This window comes from Mycoplasmopsis fermentans PG18 (genome assembly GCF_000209735.1).
GTDB classification, from domain to species: domain Bacteria; phylum Bacillota_I; class Bacilli_A; order Mycoplasmatales; family Metamycoplasmataceae; genus Mycoplasmopsis; species Mycoplasmopsis fermentans.
In genome coordinates this window covers 549391-566761 of record NC_021002.1, presented here as the reverse complement: position 1 = coordinate 566761, position 17371 = coordinate 549391, and the positions used below count along the sequence as shown (strand labels likewise).

Sequence of the window (17371 nt, the reverse complement as noted above, 5' to 3'; positions counted from 1 at the left end):
AAAAATATATAATGAATATTATGAACAATTTAATTAGCAAACGTAAGCCAATAATAATATTTACAGGACCTAGCGGAGTTGGCAAAGGAACAATTGAAAAGTACCTTTTTGATTTTAAAAATTTAAAATTACATTTATCATGTTCAGCAACAACTAGAGCTCCTCGTGAAGGTGAAATTAATGGCATTCATTACTTTTTTATAACAAAAGAAGAATTTGAAAAACACATTCAAAATGATGATCTTTTTGAATACAGTTTTCATTTTGATAATTATTATGGAACACTTTATAGTGAAATTGCAAGAATTCATAGAAATGGCGAAATTCCTGTTTTAGAAATTGAAACCAATGGTGCAAAACAAATATTAGAAAAGGTTTCAAATAACAAGAATTACAAATTGATCACACTTTTTATCTTACCTCCTTCAATTGAAGAACTTGAAAGAAGAATTATTAACCGAAAGACAGAAAGTCAAGAAGCTATTAAAAAACGTTTAGCTAAAGCGCAAGCAGAAATTGCAGAAAAAGGAATATTTAGACATCACATAATTAATGATGACCCTTTAAGAGCTGCAAAAGAAATAAAAGAAATTATAGAGAAAGAATACGGTATCAAATAATGGAATATGGAATAACAAGCGACATGGGAAGAGTAAGGTTGGAAAACCAAGACAAAGCTAGTTACTTTACAAAAGGTAACTATGTTTTATTAATTTTATGTGATGGAATGGGTGGTCACTATGGTGGTGGGATTGCTTCAAGGACAACAATAAATACTTTTAATAAAATTTTTAACAATTCAATTCCAGCTGAAAATTCTGAAATTAAAGATTATGTATCTTGATTTAAAAAAACTGTTGATGCTTCACGTGATGAAATGATTAAAATTAGTGCTAATGATGAAGCAAAACTAGACATGGGAACAACAGTTACAGCTGCCTTACTTAATACAAAAACAAAATTATTATTAATATTTAATATTGGCGATTCACGTACTTATGCTATGACAACTTTTGGTGAATTAAAGCAAATTTCAATTGATCACAACTTATACAATAAGTTAATTAATGAAGAAGGTAAAAGTCCTTATGAGGCTAAATTGAATCGTTTCCATGCTTCATTAACTTCAGCTTTAGGTCCTGATAAAAAAACTAAAATTGAAGTTTTTGACTTAAGTAGTCAATACGAACATGTTTATAGTTTATTAGTCACAAGTGATGGTGTACACGACTTTATCGAAAAACCAAAAATGGAAATGATTTTAAGGGAAAATCTTAATGCTGAAGACATGACTAAAAAATTAGTGAAAGAGGCTTTAGATAATAAATCAACAGATAACTGCTCAGCAGGTATGGTCGTATTAGACAATCTAAAAGAATGGAGTTAAAATGGGAATTAAACCACAAAGTAATATATTTAAGAAATATCGTGTGCTATCAACTATTGGTGATGGTGATTTTAGTCAAGTTTATAAAGTTGAACTTTTAAATGATAAAAGCCCAATTAAAAGAAAGTTTGCACTTAAATATAGTGTTAATAAAAATAAAAATGATGAAGACATAACTCGTAGAAGATTTGAACAAGAAATCACGATATACAAAAAATTAAATACTGAACGTGTGGCATTATACTTTGACTCTTATAGCGATGAATATGAACAATATCTTGTAATGGAATTTGTTGAAGGACAAAATTTAAGAGAAATAATTAAAAGAAATGGTAAATTCACTACAACAGTTGCTGTTAACTATGCAATTCAAATAGCTGAAGGAATTAGTGAATTACATAACTTAGGTGTAATTCACCGTGATATTAAAAGTAATAACATTTTAATTACCAAAGATAAAAATGTAAAAATTATTGACCTTGGCCTAGCTTTAGATGATGAAAGTCAAAGACTTACACAAGAAAACAAAGTAGTCGGTTCTGTTTTCTATATGGCTCCTGAAATTTGTTTAGCTAATTCGAAACCATCTGTCCGTTCGGACATTTATGCTTTAGGCATTTTGTTATTTGAAATGCTAACTGGCTCATATCCTATTTCAGGTAAAGACCAACAAGAAACTTTAAGAATGCAAAGAACAACAAATGTTCCTAACTTATTAAACTTTGTTAATGCACCTCAAGCTTTAGCTAACGTTATCATCAAAGCAACAGCTAAAGATCCAAACAAAAGATATGCAACTATGTGAGATATGCGTCGTGATCTTATGACTTGTCTTGATACTAAAAGAGTTTATGAAAAACCTCTTGATCTTAGAAAAGTTAAACCTAAAAACACAATTCAAGAAAAAGTTAATAGCAAGAAATTTATTATTGCAGGTATTTCAATAATATTAGTTGTTTTGATTATAGCTTTAGTATTGATTGTTGTTTATGTTCACTAATAAGGAGAGAATTTGAAAGGCAAAATTTATTCAATTAATTCAGGTAAATATTACATAAATGATTTGCAAAATAAAATGCACATATTACCTGCAGCTGGTGTTTTTCGTCACAAAGAAATAACACCTTTAGTGGGTGATATTGTTGAGTTTGAAGAAGGCCAATATATCAAAGAAATATATCCTAGAAAAAATTCTTTTGTTCGTCCAAAAGTAGCAAACATCGACAATATTGTTGTGGTTATGTCAATTAAAGAACCTGAATTTCAAAGTTACTTAGTTGACAAATATTTAGCTTTTATAGAAAGTAAAAATATCAAACCAATTATCATTTTGACTAAAGATGATTTAGGTTCAACCCCTTACTTTGAACAATATAAAAATATGGGTTATGAAATTTACCAAATAAACTATAAAATAAATGATTGAGTAAAAATATTTACCAAAATATTTGATCATAAAACTTGCTCTTTAATGGGTCAAAGCGGAGTTGGAAAAACTACAATAATTAATAAATTAACCAACAATAATTATGAAACTCAAAACATTTCAAAATCAGTAAATCGGGGTAAACATACCACAAGAATTGTTCAAATAATTCCAATATTAAATGGTGAATTAATTGACACTCCAGGCTTTAGCTCTTTTGATTTAAACATCTCAAAATTAGAACTTGCTTCTTCTTATTCTCAATTTAGAGAGCTAGGAAAATTATGTAAATTTAAATCATGCTTGCATGAAAATGAACCTGAAGAATATTGCAATATAAAACTCAATGTAAAAAACAAAACAATACCAGAATTTAGATATCAAAATTATCTAAAATTATTAAAGGAGATTAAACATGAATAAAAAAGAAAAATATGTAACACCTTCATTATTAAATGTTGAAAAAGATAAACGTTGTGAAATGGCAACACTATTAGTTAATAATGGAATTAAATGAATTCACTATGATGTTATGGATGGCAAATTTGTACCTAACACAGCTATTGAATTAGATGAAATTAAAAACATTAACAAGAATGCACCTAAACACTTTAAAGATGCTCACTTAATGGTTGAAAATCCTCTTGATTACTTAGATGAATTTAGAGACCATGTTGATATTACAACAATTCATTATGAAGCAGTTAATAAAAAAGAATTGTTGCAATTCTTAAAAGATCATCATTCAGCTTACAGTATAGGACTTGCTATTAAACCAGCAACCGAAGTTAAAGAAATAGTTAAAATACTTCCTTATTTACAACTTGTTTTAGTTATGTCTGTAGAACCTGGCAAGGGAGGACAAAAATTTATTGAACATGCTGTTGATAAAATTAGAGAACTTAAACAATTAAGAGACAAAAATGGTTACAAATATTTAATTCAAGTTGATGGTGGAATTAATGGTGAAACTGGACCAAGATGTTTTGCAGCTGGAGTAGATGCAACAGTAGCTGGAACTTATATTGTTTCAGAACCAACTAAGGAAAGAATTGCTAGTGTATTTGGTAAAAAATAATGGTTGCTTTATTGCAACTTTTTTTATACAAATTAAGCAAAAAAGGAATAAAAAAATATGTTGACTAAAACAACATATAATTTTTATTATTTTGCCTTATTATAGGCTTTTGGTAAATTAGGCAACAACACTAACACCTTTGTTCTTTAAGGTTTTTGCTGTTTTAGCACTAACTCTTAAAGTTACTTTTTTACCATTAACATTCATTGTTACTTTTTGCAAGTTAACGTTAAATTTTCTTTTTGAAGCATTCATTGCGTGTGAACGAATGTTTCCAACCATAGGTCCTTTGCCTGTTAATTGGTCTCTTCTTGACATAAGTATTGCTCCTTTCCTAATTTACGATATTCGTTAAATGTATACAAGTAAGTTAATTATACATTATATGTATTTTTATAAAAATGTTTTTTTAATTATTTTTTAGCCTATTTTTTTCTTGCTTGAGCTCTTCTATATCTTGTAATATTGTCAACAATAATGCAGAAGAATACATAGTAAAGAATTATAAACAATCAGCCAATTACAATTCCAATTCAGAAGAAAATTTCAAAAACAATTGAAAATGCTCTTACTGTTTCTCAACTAATTGTACTTGAGTTATTATTATGAACAATAGCTACCATTACAAAATACAAAATTGCTGTAACTGCTGCAACAGCATAACAAATTAAAGCTACTAAAACAAAAATTTGTGATGCTTTTGTGTGTCTAAAACGACTAAAATCTTCTGTACGTTTTGCCATTATTCTATTGTAAAGCAAGTAAATAATAAGAACAAAGACAAAGGCTATAATTGCTAAGATAAATGCTGCTATTGACATTCCTAAGGATGTAACACCACCTAAAGTAGTGAATACAATTCTTGAAACTCCAAATAATGCCATAGCTATAATAGTCATTAATGAAGCAAGAGCAAACATTACTGTTAATGTTATAAATCTTTCTTTTAAAGTTCTAAACATATTGTCCCCTTTCTAATTTTTTAATGTATCAGAAATGTGTTTTGCAGCTATTGCACCATCAGCAGCTGCTGTAATAATTTGTCTTACTTTTTTATCTCTGATATCACCAATTGCATAGATGCCTTTTACTTTTGTTTCCATATCTTCATTGGTTTTTACAAAACCTTCTTTAGTTGTTATTTTTAGATGCTTAAATGCATCTTGGTTTGGTATAAAGCCTATGAAAACAAATAAGCCATCAGCTACAATATTAATTTCTTTATTGGTTTTTTTATTCCTTATAGTTACTGAAGTTAACTGATTTTCACCATTTAAAGAAATTAATTCATGATCATAATAAATTTTAGCATTTTTTTGCTTTTTGAGTTCCTCAACCAATTCTTCCTCAGCACTAAATGTATTTTGATTTGTAACTATTGTTACATCAGTACATAATTTAGCTAAAAAAGTTCCTTCTTCAACTGCAGAATTTCCGCCGCCTAATACAACTACTTTTCTATTCTTATATAATGCACCATCGCAAATAGCACAAAAGCTTACATATTCTTCAAGTCTTTGATAATTATCAACACCTTTAGGATATCTATTAATCATACCTGAAGCTATAATTAATTTTTTAGCTTGAATAATTTCACCATTTTCAAGAATTGCTTCTTGTAAATTTTCATTAATTGAATTGATTTTTACAACCTTGCCATAAAGATGTTTTGCGCCATATTTTAAGGCATGTTCGTAAAATTTTTGTGATAAGTCAAAACCACTTATATCTTGAATTCCAAGGTAGTTATCTACCTTAGCTGTTTTTTGAATTTTGCCACCAAAGACATCATTATCAATAAAAGCTGTATTTAGTCCTGCTCGAGAGGTATAAAGAGCAGCATTTAGTCCTGCGGGTCCTGATCCAACAATTAAAACATCAAATTTTTTAATATCTTTTTTGTCCATTATTGCACTAACTCTGTTATTGGCTTACTTTTTTAGTTTTAAAAATTCTTGTTTTTTCAATTCATTGGATATATTTTTCAGGATGAGCATAACCATATTGGAATCTGCCCTTTCTTCAAACACGAACATAGTGAGTTGGATTGAAGAATTCAAAGAAGACAAAAGCTAAACCACCTAAACCAATAAATACAATAGAGGTTATTGTATACATGTGGTATTGGTCTTCACGCAATGGTTCCATTGCTAAACGGACAAGACCATATCACACAAAGTATAATGAAGCATTTGAACCTGGTTTTAATAAACCAAATTGGTTAATAATTCATACTAAAACAATGTAACCAACTAAGTTAGCAAGAGATTCATATAAGAAGAGAGGATAACGATAAGCGCCTTTTGAAATATCATCGCTAATAAACATGTTTTGGGCAAAATTTCTTCCTCAAATTTCACAACTTGCTCCAGTAGGATCTATTTTTCCATAAACCTCATGGTTAGCGTAATTACCTCAACGTCCAATAACTTGACCAATTAGAATTGTTGGAATAATAATTGAAGCAACTTTACGAATGTCAACTAGATCTCTTTTGGTATAAACATAAATCATGTCAAGTACAAAGGCCAAGACAACACCACCTTGGATACTTAAACCACCTTCTCAGATTTTGTATCAATTCTTCCAGTTATAGTTTGGATTATAAATTGCTTCTTGGACTAAGTCTCAAAGACGGGCACCAATAATAGCGGAAGGAATTGTAATTAAAATAAGAGTTAAAAGAATTTCTCATTTATATTTTTCTCTTTGTCAAAAAATAACAATTGTCAAAATAGAAGCCAACATACCTAGCATAATAGTTAATGAATAAACTTGAATTGGTCAATTACCAATATGAAATAATGGTGTATGAGTATTCGCTGGAATTGGCGATAATTCATATTTATAATTCATGTTCTTTTTCTCCTCTCTCTTGTATTTGTTTTAAAACATCGATTCCATCTTTTCTTGCTAAGAAAGTACTTACGGCTGCTTCGATTAAGCTAGCAGCACTTGAACCATCTTTAACTGGAATTTCAATCTTAGGTAAAGCTCCATCTAAAATTGGAAACTTAAGATCTGAAAGACCTAAGCGATCTAAATTTTTTGCTTCTTCTGTTTGGTTACTTACTAATTCAACAACTAAATCAATTTCACAATTATCAGTTACTGACTTAACTCCATAAGTATATTTCATATCAATCAAACCAATACCTCTAGCTTCCAAAAAGTTTTTAGTAATAGCAGGACTTTTACCATAATAGGTATTACCAACAAGCTTTACTAAAACAGCATCATCACTAACAAAAATATGACCTCTCTGAATTAATTCTAGGGTTGCTTCACTTTTACCTGAACCACTTGGTCCAACAATTAAAACTCCAACACCACCGATTAAAACTAAACAACCATGAACTTGAACTTCTTCGGAATATTTTTCACTTAAATATGTTCCAATAGAAGCTGAAATGATTGATGTAGATGAGTTTTCAGTTGAGAAAACCGGTATTCTATATTTGTTGCAAACCTTTAAAATTCATTTTTTAGGTAACTCTCTAACCCCTTTTGAAAGAATAACTAAAGGCGGTTCTTCTTTAAGGACTCGAGCTAAAATGTTGATAGCTTCTTCTTTACCTTTTTTTGTAAAGAAAATTGATTCACTCGTACCTCAACAAATAATATTTCTTGAATAACGAGTGTTTTCAATTTGACCTGATAATTCTAAACCTAATCTTTTAATCGCAGGTTCTTGAACATCTCGGTAAATAGGATCACATTCTTCATTACAAATTGTTAGTTCGAATTCCTTAATAATTTCTTTAATATTTATTTTTCTTTTTCTCATATATTGTCCTTTTTGAAGCTATTAGCTATTTAATATATGCTTTAATATTTTATATTAATTTTAATATATATTAATTATTTTTTAAAAATGTTACATTTTTGTAAATCCCAAAAGTGAGACCCCTAGGTTTTAGAGATCTCACTTTTTAAATTGTCCTTTATAATATAAATTGCATTAAAGATTACACAAAAAACATTCATTTAATCATTTTAGATGATCCAGATAGCGAATGAATTTCTAACAATTATTTTAGAAATAAGGTTCACAAAAATCAAATTAATTTGGATACTTCTAAAGATATTTTGAATCATTTAAGAGCTAGAACTTCAATACAAAATATTTCAAAATTTGTTAATTTTAGTACAATGCTATACGTAAATTTATTGACAACTGTGCTTCGGATTTTAGACATTCCAGAAGAGATAAAAAACAAACTTTTGAGATGTGCAAAGTGTAATGAGTAGGGTCATAAAGTAAAGATTATTTCTTTAGAAAGCAAAATTAAAAATCTCAATTCTTACAGATATAAAAGAAATTGTTTTTGTAGCGAAAATATTATAAATAAATAAAAACATTTATTAAGCAACATAAAACTTTATAAATGAATATAATTGCAAAAAAGAAAGCAATGAAATCAAGAAGAAAAATACTATTTTAAAAATCAATTTAAACAATAATAGATAAAATGAATCTAGATGAAAACTGCAATAAATTTATTAGAAAATATATTCCAAAAGGAAAACATTAGACAATTTATCAAACAAATATATTGCATGAATTCAAAATGAAACTAACTCATTCATAAAACATAAAATTAAAGAATATCCATATGCAATGAGTGCAAATAATTTTTCACCTTAAATTATTATGAATAAACAATACGACCTTCAATGATTTTTTAATTTAAAATTTAAGCAGGCGATTTAGAAAAATGTGTTTTTTTAAACTTACCACCCTCGATTTTGGAAATAATAAAAATGTTACGTTTTAGTTTGAAAAAATAAATACTATTTTGAACTAATTCAACTGTTTTATAGTATTTTAAGTAAAATTTTAAAAATAAAATTAGCAATTTTTTGTTAATCAAATTTTGTATCTGGTTTGACTTTATCCATGATTTCTGGTCATTTAAATTCTGACATGTCTCTTAAATTAAAATTTGTAATTATTTCATCATTTGTTGGAAAAGTTAATGCATTTTTTGAATAAACTTTTTGGATTTTTGCTTTGTTTTTTGGATCAAATATTGTATATAAAAACTTCAATTCTTTTTTATAATTTTTCTTTAAACCTATGACTAAATAGAAACCTCTATTTCATACATAATCAAATAATTCACGATCATTTAAAGGACTATAATATTTGTTATTATCAGGATTCAAATAACTTAAAACTAAGCAATTATATCGTTTGAACTCTTCTATATTTTTCTTAATAAAATCTAAGGTAAAAAAGCCTAAACATGGTTTATCATAATGCTTCATTGACATTCAAAATTCATTACTTGAATCATTTTCTAATTTGACATCATACTTTGGTTTATCACTTGTATCTTCTAAAAATTTAGCTGCTTTTTCACTTGGTTTAATATCAAGAAAAGGATTTTGTTTTGATAAAGCTTCAGCTGTTCCGCTGAAGTTTGCTCCTCCTGATTTATAAAAAGGAGTAATGTTAAATTCTTTTAATTTAGAATCATTATTTAAAGTAATATCAGCTAAAGTCAATTGTTCTTGACCACCAAAAGATTCTAATAATATTCTTCAATTATTTTTGTTAAAATAAACATTTAAATCTTTTGCTTCAACTTCTCCACTTGATAATTGAATCTTTGATTTAGGAAGTTTAAGTACAAAAGCAACATTTTCTTTTGCAACTAAAAAAGTCTTAAGTTGATTTTCTAAATATTCTTTTTTAGCTTGTTTTTTCTTTGACGAATTCAAACCAAAACGTGGATCTTTACTTATTGAAGCAAAATCAGTTTTGCCATGAATTAATTGACTTAGGCCAGTGCCACTGCCTCCTCCTACAATATTCATTTCATATTCATAACCTAATTCTTTAGAAATATCATTTAAATACTGAATCATGCTACTTGAACCCTTGAAACTAATAACTGAAAAGTTACAAGAGGTTGTAAAAGTAACTAAGGGTAGGGAATAAATTGGGGCAAGTGCTCGCAAAAGATTTTTCTTTTTTTTCATGTCATTATTATAAATATTTTTCTTTTTTTATTTTATTTTTTCTTGTTTTTGTTAACATAAAGTTAATTGGTGAGACATGCAAAAAACACTGAAGAATGAAAATAAAAATAAATCTTTAAAATATATTTCATTAGTGATGAGCCTTTTAGCTCTTGCTGTTTTAGTTACCTTTGTTGCTTTTATCTTCTTTAAATCATTATTAAGCTGAAAAGAATTTGGTGTAAAAATCTTTTATTTTGATTATAAAATCGCAGGAGTTAAAGGTGGTTTATATTTCCCATTATTAACTAGTTTGATAATTTGCATATTGGTTTTATTTATTAGTTGTCCTATTTCTTTGAGGGTTGCAATCTTAATAATTTATCGAAATAAAAACTATAAAGCTTATCGAATATTTAAATTTATAGCTTTAATTTTAAGTGCTTTGCCTTCTGTTTTATATGGGCTTTTTGGTTTAGTGCCTTTGACTTGAATGAACAAAAATATATTTAATATGGAAAATGGGACAAACTTATTTAATGCCACAATGGTCTTAAGTTTAATGTGCATTCCAACTATGATCAATTCATTATTATTGCAATTTGAAAAAGTTGATTTATGTCTAAAACTCTCAGGTAGTGCTATTGGTTTAAGTGAATCAAAAGTAATTTATAAAATAATTAAAAAGTCATTAAACAAAAAAATATTTTTAATTTATATTAGCTCTTTTGCCAGAGTTATCGGTGAATCAGCTGCTTTAATGTTTATTTTAAATAGCAATAATTATTCAGAAAATTTTACAAATATTAAGAAATTTTTTAACTCTTCATTGCGTCCTCTTTCAGTATTTATTAATGCTAATTTCTTTGCTGAAAATGGTGGCGATGCAACTAGAAGTTACATGTTTAATTTAGCTTTTGTTCTATTAATTGTGATAACTTTAATTAATGCTGCAATCATTATTATTGTTAATTTAAAAGTCAAAAAACCTAAGTGATTAGACAAGTTTAAAACATGACAAGAAATCAAAGATTTCCTGTTGAAAAAAGATAAAAATTATAAAACTATAAATATTTTATATACTATAAACAAGTGGTTTTGGGAAATTGTTGCTTTAACTTTTGTCTTAATATTTTACTCGTGATTTGCTATTGATCTTTTTTATCGAGTCTTAAATTATTTAGCTTTAGGCAAAATTGATGCTGAAACAAATGTGGGCAACTTTAGAGCTTTATTTAACACTTTATATATCTCTTTAGTAGCAATTTTAATAACCTTCCCTTTTGCTTTTTTAGTAACAATTTATTTTGTTGAATTTAACAAAAGCAAAAAAGCAAAATTAGTATTTGATAACTTCATTTCAGTTATGACTTCAATGCCTGCTTTACTTTTTGGTGTCTTTGGTTCAGCTATCTTTTTAGGAACATTTCAATTGGCTTTAGGTGGTAAAACCAGTAACTCACTTTTAGCTGGAGCTTTAGCAATTAGCGTTATGTTATTTGCCTTCAGCTGTCGCTGAATTAAAGAAGCTCTAGAAATAGTTGATCAAAGTGTAGTAACTAGTGCAGCTGCTTTAGGACTCAGCGAAAGTTCAATTTTATTCAAAATAAAATTACCTAAAATTTGGCCTAATCTTTTAAATATTATTATTTTAATGCTGGCTAAAATCTTTTCAGAAACAACACCATTTATTTTAACTAGCGGACTAAGTAATTCAAAACATATTAGCTTATTATTATTTGGCCAAACATTAACAACTAGAATGAATGCTCAATTATCATTACCTTCTGCTTACTCAATTCCAACTATGTACTACTGTGCTATGATGTCATTTGTGACAATAGTTATCCTCTTTTCATTATCAGAATTTGTGATTCCAAAATTAAGCAAATTAAAAAGAAAACATTAGGAGTAAATATGGAAAAAAATACAATTTTTAAATTAGAAAGTGTTAACTTTTGATACAACAAAAAAGGTAAACAAATTCTAAAAAATATCAATCTAGAATTCAAAGAAAACGAAACAGTTGCTTTAATTGGGCCTAGTGGTTGTGGCAAGAGTACAACTATTAAACTTTTGAATCGAATTCATGGGCCACAAGCTGGAAATTATCTAGAAGGTAAAGTTGAATACTTAAATCAAGATCTCTTTAGCAAAAAATTTATTAATGATATTGAATTAAGAAAGCAAGTCGGAATGATATTTCAACAGCCAAGTGTTTTCCCTCTTTCTATTTATGATAATGTTGCTATTGGACTAAGAAATATTGGAATTAGAGATAAAAAAATATTAGACCAAAAAGTGCAAGAAGCTTTAGAAAGAGCTGCACTTTATGATGAAGTTAAAGATAAAATTAAAGAAAATGCAGAAGCATTAAGCGGTGGTCAAAAGCAAAGATTAGCTATTGCTCGAGCAATAGCGCTAAGTCCAAAAGTACTTTTAATGGATGAACCTACTAGTGCGCTAGATCCAATTGCAACTCAAAAAATAGAGAACTTAATTTTAGATTTAAAAAATGATTACACCATTATTTTAGTAACTCACTCAATGGCTCAAGCTCAGAGAGTTAGTGATAAAACTGCATTCTTTTTAGCAGGTGAATTAATTGAAATTAATAGCACTAGAAACATATTTACTAAACCACTTAAAGAAGAAACAAAAGACTACATTATGGGAAAGATAGGATAGAATTATGCCAATAAATTACACTATATTAAAGAAGAGCGAAGATAACTTAAGAAAAATGTTTTTTGATTACTTAGACCAAGCATATCAAATGCATCTTAAATTAACTGAACTTATTTCAATATATCAAAACAAAATTGATATTGAAGGCTTATTTTTAGAAATCAATAATCGTGAAAAACAAAGCGACTTAACTCAAGTAAATACCATTGAAGAATTGCTTTGAGACATTTCAAAAGACCAACCTTTATTAAGCCACTTGCGTTGATATATTTGTGTTTTAACTTCTTCAGGAGACATTGAGAGAATTTGTGATTACCTCTATTTTATGGCCAGATTCTTCTATCAAAACAAAAAAATTCCTCAAGAGGTTGTTAATGCTGCTTTAGCTATGAATATAGAATTAAGCAAAATTTTTAAAGAATATAGTAGCCGTCTTCAAGATGAAAAAAGTACTAAAGAATTCTTCAAAGAATTCCAAAAACAAAAAGTAGAATACAAACAATTCTGTGATAAAGAGATCAAAAAAATGGCTCGTAAATTAACCAAAAATGATGAGTATTCTAACGAAATAATTATTAAGTTTTCTTTTGAATTGCACTCATATTATCGTGTAGTTGAAAGACTAGAAAATATCATTGAAAATTTGATTTTCATTCATGATACAGATTTCTTTAGAAAGAAATTGGAAAATGAAGAAATGTTTTAAAAGACTCTAGAGTGAGCTTTAAATTCCAGTCTTTTTGGAAAGAAATTCATTCTAATTTAATTTTAAATTTTTACTTATTCCAAAAAAGGAATAAGTTTTTTTATGTAACCATTAACATAGGCAACCAAAATTTTTGTACTCTTTTAATACTGCCTTTTTAATATATTGTAAAATATAAATAATTAAATTAAATAATAGGAGGTTAATTATGTCACTTTTTACAAAATTAGTAAATAAAGCTACTAAAGATGTTTTATTGCAAGCAACTTTTAAAGATGCTAAAAAGATTGAATATTTAATCGAAAAAAACAACGAAATTACAGAATATCTTAGTGAAAACAAAGCTTATGTTTACTTAGGAGAAGAAAGCAAGTTAGATTTTAGAACTCTTGAAAGATTTTTTAGATCTTTAAGTGAAAATAGCGCACGTAACTATTGTGTTGATTTAGCTTCATTTGCAACAAAAAATGTTTCAGTTGCTGATGTTGTTGAAGCTTTTACAAGAGCAGTTTACTTTGTTAAAGCTTCTTTATACAATGAAAAAGCTAAAGATAAAGATGCTAAAGAATTTACTTTAGTTCCTTATGTAGAAAAAGTAACTAAAGAAGTTGAAGAAAGATTAGAAAAAACATTAATTTTAGCTGAAGCTACAAATTATGCTCGTAACTTACAAGTTACACCACCAAACATTTGCAACTCAGAATATTTAGCAGACCAAATTGTTAAAGATTTCAAACAATACAAAAACTTAAAAGTTACTGTTTTAAATAAAAAACAAATTCAAGACCTTAAAATGGGATTATTACTTTCAGTTAACAGAGGGTCAGTTTATGAACCACGTGTAGTTGTTATCGAATATGCTGGTGATCCTTCAAGTAAAGAAAAAACAGTTTTAGTCGGTAAAGGTATTACTTTTGACTCAGGTGGTTACTCACTTAAGAGTCCAAGAAACATGTTAGGTATGAAATTCGACATGTCAGGTAGTGTTATTGTTGCTTCAACATTAAAAGCTATCGCACAACTTAAACCTAAGAAAAATGTTTCAGCAATTATGTGTATTACAGACAACAGAGTTAATGGTGATGCTTCATTACCTGACTCAGTTTGAAAAGCAATGAATGGTAAAAGCGTTGAAATCAACAACACAGATGCTGAGGGTCGTTTAGTTATGGCTGATGGTTTAGTTTATGGAGCAACCAAACTTCATGCAACACGTTTAATTGACGTTGCTACATTAACTGGTGCTATTCTTATTGCTTTAGGTCAAACCTACACAGGTATTTGAGCAACAAGCGAAAAAGCTTGAGAAGATATTTCTAAAGCTGCAGACAATGCGCATGAATTAGTATGAAGAATGCCATTTGATGAAGCATTCTCAAAAGGAATCAAAGCTTCTAAAGTTGCTGATCTTAAAAACACAGACTTAAGCGGTTATGGTGGATCAAGCTCAGCTGCTATGTTCTTAAAAGAATTTACAGAAGGCGTTGAATACATCCACTGTGATGTCGCAGGTACAGCAGACATTAATGAAGTGCCACAAGGTGTTTTAGTCAAAACACTTACAGAGCTTGCTTTAATTTAATTTGAATAATAAAGTCCATATCTATTAAATTACTTATTGGACTTTTTATTTACTAACTTGGAGGAAAAAACAATGTATTTAAAACAAAGTGATGGGATTTTAGAAGTTATAACTGGCCCAATGTTCTCAGGTAAAACAGAAGAGCTTATTAAAAGAATTAAAATTTTAGAAATAGCAGATATTAAAACTTTAGTTCTTAAACCTAAATTTGATACTCGCTTTTCTGAAACAGAAATAGTAAGTAGAACAGGTGCAAAAGTTATAGCTAAAAATATTAAAAAATCAAGTGATATAATGAAATTTTGAGACCCTTCTTATAAAGCTGTTGCTATTGATGAAATTAACTTTTTAGATGAAGGCATTCTTGATGTTATTGATGAATTAGTTTTAAAAGGAGTTAGGGTTCTTTGCTCGGGACTTGATATGGATTTCTTAAGAAGACCTTTTGGTGTAACTCCTGCAATCTTAGCAATAGCAGATCACATTACAAAGCTAAAAGCGGTATGCATGAAATGTAAATCTAGTGCAGGTTTTAGTTTTAGAAAAACAAACGAACAATCATTAAATTCGCTTGGTGATGATACTTATGAAGCTCGTTGTAGAGTCTGCCACATCAAAGGTGAACTAAAGAAAAAAGAAGACAAAAAATAAAACAAATTGCAACTCATATAAAGAGCTGCAATTTTTATATATATCTATAAAACAGTTATTTCGGTAAAATTTCTACTTAAATAAATGTTCAAATTTGTCTACTTTAATAATGGCACTATCTAATTGTTTGTCTAATTTTTTATCAGCGCCTTTAACATATTGAAGTCTAAAATAATCCCTTTTAGCAATTCTTTTAGCCTCTTCTCTATTATAGGCATCTCATTCTTCTTGAGTATATTTTTGTCTTAATAAATATGATTTCATGGCTAAATCTCCTTCTTGCTATATGTATCATTATAAAGGCAAAAAGTAGATTTGAAAAACAGATTTTTTACTTCTAAAAACTCTTTTTTAATATATTAAAAAAGAAAATTTATAAATTTTTTTCAATATGTTTTATAAACTCTTTTAATTTAAAAGCTAAGAAATATGGAATGGTATAAATGTCATTTTGAAAACTTATATTGTTTCTTGAAAGTTTAATACCAAAAGCAACATTTTTATTTCTAAACTCACTTAAAAATTTATTTAAAGAAGAACTATCTCCTTTATTAGCTTTTACTTCAATAGGAATAACATTGTTAAAAGTTTCAACAACAAAATCTACTTTAGCTATACCTTTGTTGTTCTTTCAATAAAATAATTTAAAGTCCTGTTTGTATAAACTATTAGCTATTGCATTTTCATACAAGGCGCCATTATATGTATTGAAGTTTTTATTGATTCTTAAATCATTCATACTTTCAACATCTAATTGTGAAATAAGCATACCTGTGTCAAAGTGATATATTTTAAATGAGTTTTCAATAAAGTTTGTTTTAATTGGCTTTTCAATATTTTTTAATTGATAACAGTAATTAATAACTCCAATATGTTTTAATCAGTCTATAGAAGGTATACAGCGTTTGCTTTTTAAATTCAAATTAAGATCATTAAAAACAAATTTCTTGTTTTCACGTCCTAAGAATTTGCCAACCATATCATAAATTCTTTCAACTTTCATCATTTCTTCATAATCTAAATATTGTCCAAAATCATCTTTATAAATATTTTGTAATTCTTTTTGATATTCAAAAACTTTTCCAAAATTACTTTTTGTATTGGGATTAACTAAAATTTATCAATAATATAAGGAAGGCCACCAATAACTAAAAATTCATCATATGATTAAAAACACTTTGCAGCATATTATTTTCAAAAGGTTTTTGTTCTATCAAATGTTTAAAAATATATTCCTTTATATATTCCCACTATATATTCCCGTCAATATCTGGTATTTAAGATTTTTAGTGAATAAAACAATTCACTTTTCAACTTTATTTTATATCAAAATTTTAAATATGTTAAAAAATGTTAAATTTCTTTGAATTTTCACTCAGTTGACTCTTTTCATGCAATTAGTCCTTGAAAGGCCTTAGATCTTAAGAATGAATGCAAATTCTTCAATTCTAAAGCTTTTGGTTTGTTTAACTTAACTTGAATATAAATCTTCTCATTTCCTTTTGTTGCCACTATATCAATTTTATATATGCCATCCATTTTAAGATTTGTTCTCTTAGCTTGGTAACCTTTAGCTTTTAGAATAGACAATAATTCTTCTTCTCTTTTATAATTAATAAATGAATGATAAAAAAGAACTTGATAATAATTTTTAAATATATCAGGTTGGTGGCTATTAATTTTGGTTAAATATTTACCAAGGGCAAGGCAAAAAACTTTTGATTTAGCTTCTTTTCATTCTTCAAAGCTTTTAGGTTTTAATTTATTTAATTCTCTCTTGATATTAAAATTAAGATCTTTATAGTTTGGCATTTTCATAGTTAAATTATAACGTGAAAAATTTTCATAAATTTATTTGACATTCTTATATATTCCCGCTATAATAA

Annotated in this window: 19 protein-coding genes; 10 read left to right on the top strand and 9 right to left on the bottom strand. The window is 27.6% G+C overall.

Annotated features, from left to right (window positions below; all coding sequences use genetic code 4):
- Positions 1-20 precede the first annotated feature (20 nt).
- Genes gmk through MBIO_RS02585 form a run of 5 tightly spaced genes read left to right on the top strand, consistent with a single transcriptional unit; the run spans position 21 to position 3891 of the window.
- The gene (gmk, locus tag MBIO_RS02605; protein WP_013527123.1) at positions 21-620 is read left to right on the top strand and encodes a guanylate kinase; all 600 of its coding nucleotides are present in this window, start codon (positions 21-23) and stop codon (positions 618-620) included.
- A complete protein-coding gene (locus MBIO_RS02600; RefSeq protein ID WP_041594222.1) occupies positions 620-1387 on the top strand; it encodes a PP2C family protein-serine/threonine phosphatase in 768 nt (255 codons plus the stop codon). The genes gmk and MBIO_RS02600 overlap by 1 nt, the downstream gene beginning before the upstream one ends.
- Before the next feature lies 1 nt (position 1388).
- Positions 1389-2387, top strand: coding sequence for a serine/threonine-protein kinase (locus tag MBIO_RS02595; RefSeq protein ID WP_015511003.1), 999 nt, complete (start codon positions 1389-1391; stop codon positions 2385-2387).
- Positions 2388-2399: 12 nt separating this feature from the next.
- Positions 2400-3236 carry a ribosome small subunit-dependent GTPase A gene (rsgA, locus tag MBIO_RS02590; protein ID WP_013527125.1) on the top strand — a complete coding sequence of 279 codons (837 nt, stop codon included), beginning with the start codon at positions 2400-2402 and terminating at the stop codon, positions 3234-3236.
- Positions 3229-3891 carry a ribulose-phosphate 3-epimerase gene (locus MBIO_RS02585; protein WP_013527126.1) on the top strand — a complete coding sequence of 221 codons (663 nt, stop codon included), beginning with the start codon at positions 3229-3231 and terminating at the stop codon, positions 3889-3891. Before rsgA ends, MBIO_RS02585 begins: the two co-directional genes overlap by 8 nt.
- 117 nt (positions 3892-4008) lie before the next feature.
- On the opposite strand, the gene rpmB is transcribed toward MBIO_RS02585, so the two are convergent.
- The 6 genes from rpmB to MBIO_RS02555 all read right to left on the bottom strand — a co-directional run bounded on the left by rpmB (position 4009) and on the right by MBIO_RS02555 (position 9879).
- Positions 4009-4209 (bottom strand): 50S ribosomal protein L28, encoded by a 201-nt coding sequence (gene rpmB, locus MBIO_RS02580; RefSeq protein ID WP_013354947.1) that lies wholly within the window; start codon positions 4207-4209, stop codon positions 4009-4011.
- A gap of 107 nt (positions 4210-4316) precedes the next feature.
- On the bottom strand, positions 4317-4853 hold the full coding sequence (locus MBIO_RS02575; protein ID WP_013527128.1) for a hypothetical protein: 537 nt from the start codon (positions 4851-4853) through the stop codon (positions 4317-4319).
- A 12-nt stretch (positions 4854-4865) separates the two neighbouring features.
- Entirely contained in the window at positions 4866-5798 is a 933-nt protein-coding gene (locus tag MBIO_RS02570; RefSeq protein ID WP_013527129.1) for an NAD(P)/FAD-dependent oxidoreductase, read from the bottom strand.
- 16 nt (positions 5799-5814) lie between these two features.
- Positions 5815-6747, bottom strand: a complete 933-nt coding sequence (gene lgt / locus MBIO_RS02565; protein WP_015510999.1) for a prolipoprotein diacylglyceryl transferase — start codon at positions 6745-6747, stop codon at positions 5815-5817.
- Positions 6737-7678 carry an HPr(Ser) kinase/phosphatase gene (gene hprK / locus MBIO_RS02560; RefSeq protein ID WP_015510998.1) on the bottom strand — a complete coding sequence of 314 codons (942 nt, stop codon included), beginning with the start codon at positions 7676-7678 and terminating at the stop codon, positions 6737-6739. Before hprK ends, lgt begins: the two co-directional genes overlap by 11 nt.
- A 1079-nt stretch (positions 7679-8757) precedes the next feature.
- Positions 8758-9879 (bottom strand): type 2 periplasmic-binding domain-containing protein, encoded by a 1122-nt coding sequence (locus tag MBIO_RS02555; protein WP_013354954.1) that lies wholly within the window; start codon positions 9877-9879, stop codon positions 8758-8760.
- 76 nt (positions 9880-9955) lie between these two features.
- Between MBIO_RS02555 and MBIO_RS02550 the strand changes: the two genes are divergently transcribed.
- The 5 genes from MBIO_RS02550 to MBIO_RS02530 all read left to right on the top strand — a co-directional run bounded on the left by MBIO_RS02550 (position 9956) and on the right by MBIO_RS02530 (position 15485).
- On the top strand, positions 9956-11767 hold the full coding sequence (locus MBIO_RS02550) for an ABC transporter permease subunit (protein WP_013354955.1): 1812 nt from the start codon (positions 9956-9958) through the stop codon (positions 11765-11767).
- Between the two features lie 8 nt (positions 11768-11775).
- Positions 11776-12546, top strand: coding sequence for a phosphate ABC transporter ATP-binding protein (locus MBIO_RS02545; RefSeq protein ID WP_013354956.1), 771 nt, complete (start codon positions 11776-11778; stop codon positions 12544-12546).
- A 4-nt stretch (positions 12547-12550) separates the two neighbouring features.
- Complete coding sequence (locus MBIO_RS02540; protein ID WP_013354957.1) at positions 12551-13252, top strand: PhoU domain-containing protein; 702 nt, start codon at positions 12551-12553, stop codon at positions 13250-13252.
- Between the two features lie 208 nt (positions 13253-13460).
- Complete coding sequence (locus tag MBIO_RS02535) at positions 13461-14834, top strand: M17 family metallopeptidase (protein WP_013354958.1); 1374 nt, start codon at positions 13461-13463, stop codon at positions 14832-14834.
- 72 nt (positions 14835-14906) lie between these two features.
- Positions 14907-15485, top strand: a complete 579-nt coding sequence (locus MBIO_RS02530) for a thymidine kinase (RefSeq protein ID WP_013354959.1) — start codon at positions 14907-14909, stop codon at positions 15483-15485.
- 72 nt (positions 15486-15557) lie between these two features.
- Here the strand turns inward: MBIO_RS02530 and MBIO_RS02525 are convergent, their stop codons facing one another.
- The 3 genes from MBIO_RS02525 to MBIO_RS02515 all read right to left on the bottom strand — a co-directional run bounded on the left by MBIO_RS02525 (position 15558) and on the right by MBIO_RS02515 (position 17303).
- A complete protein-coding gene (locus MBIO_RS02525; protein ID WP_013527135.1) occupies positions 15558-15749 on the bottom strand; it encodes a hypothetical protein in 192 nt (63 codons plus the stop codon).
- A 109-nt stretch (positions 15750-15858) separates the two neighbouring features.
- A complete protein-coding gene (locus tag MBIO_RS02520) occupies positions 15859-16542 on the bottom strand; it encodes a DUF4143 domain-containing protein (RefSeq protein ID WP_416373309.1) in 684 nt (227 codons plus the stop codon).
- Between the two features lie 296 nt (positions 16543-16838).
- On the bottom strand, positions 16839-17303 hold the full coding sequence (locus MBIO_RS02515; protein WP_013526949.1) for a restriction endonuclease: 465 nt from the start codon (positions 17301-17303) through the stop codon (positions 16839-16841).
- Positions 17304-17371 lie beyond the last annotated feature (68 nt).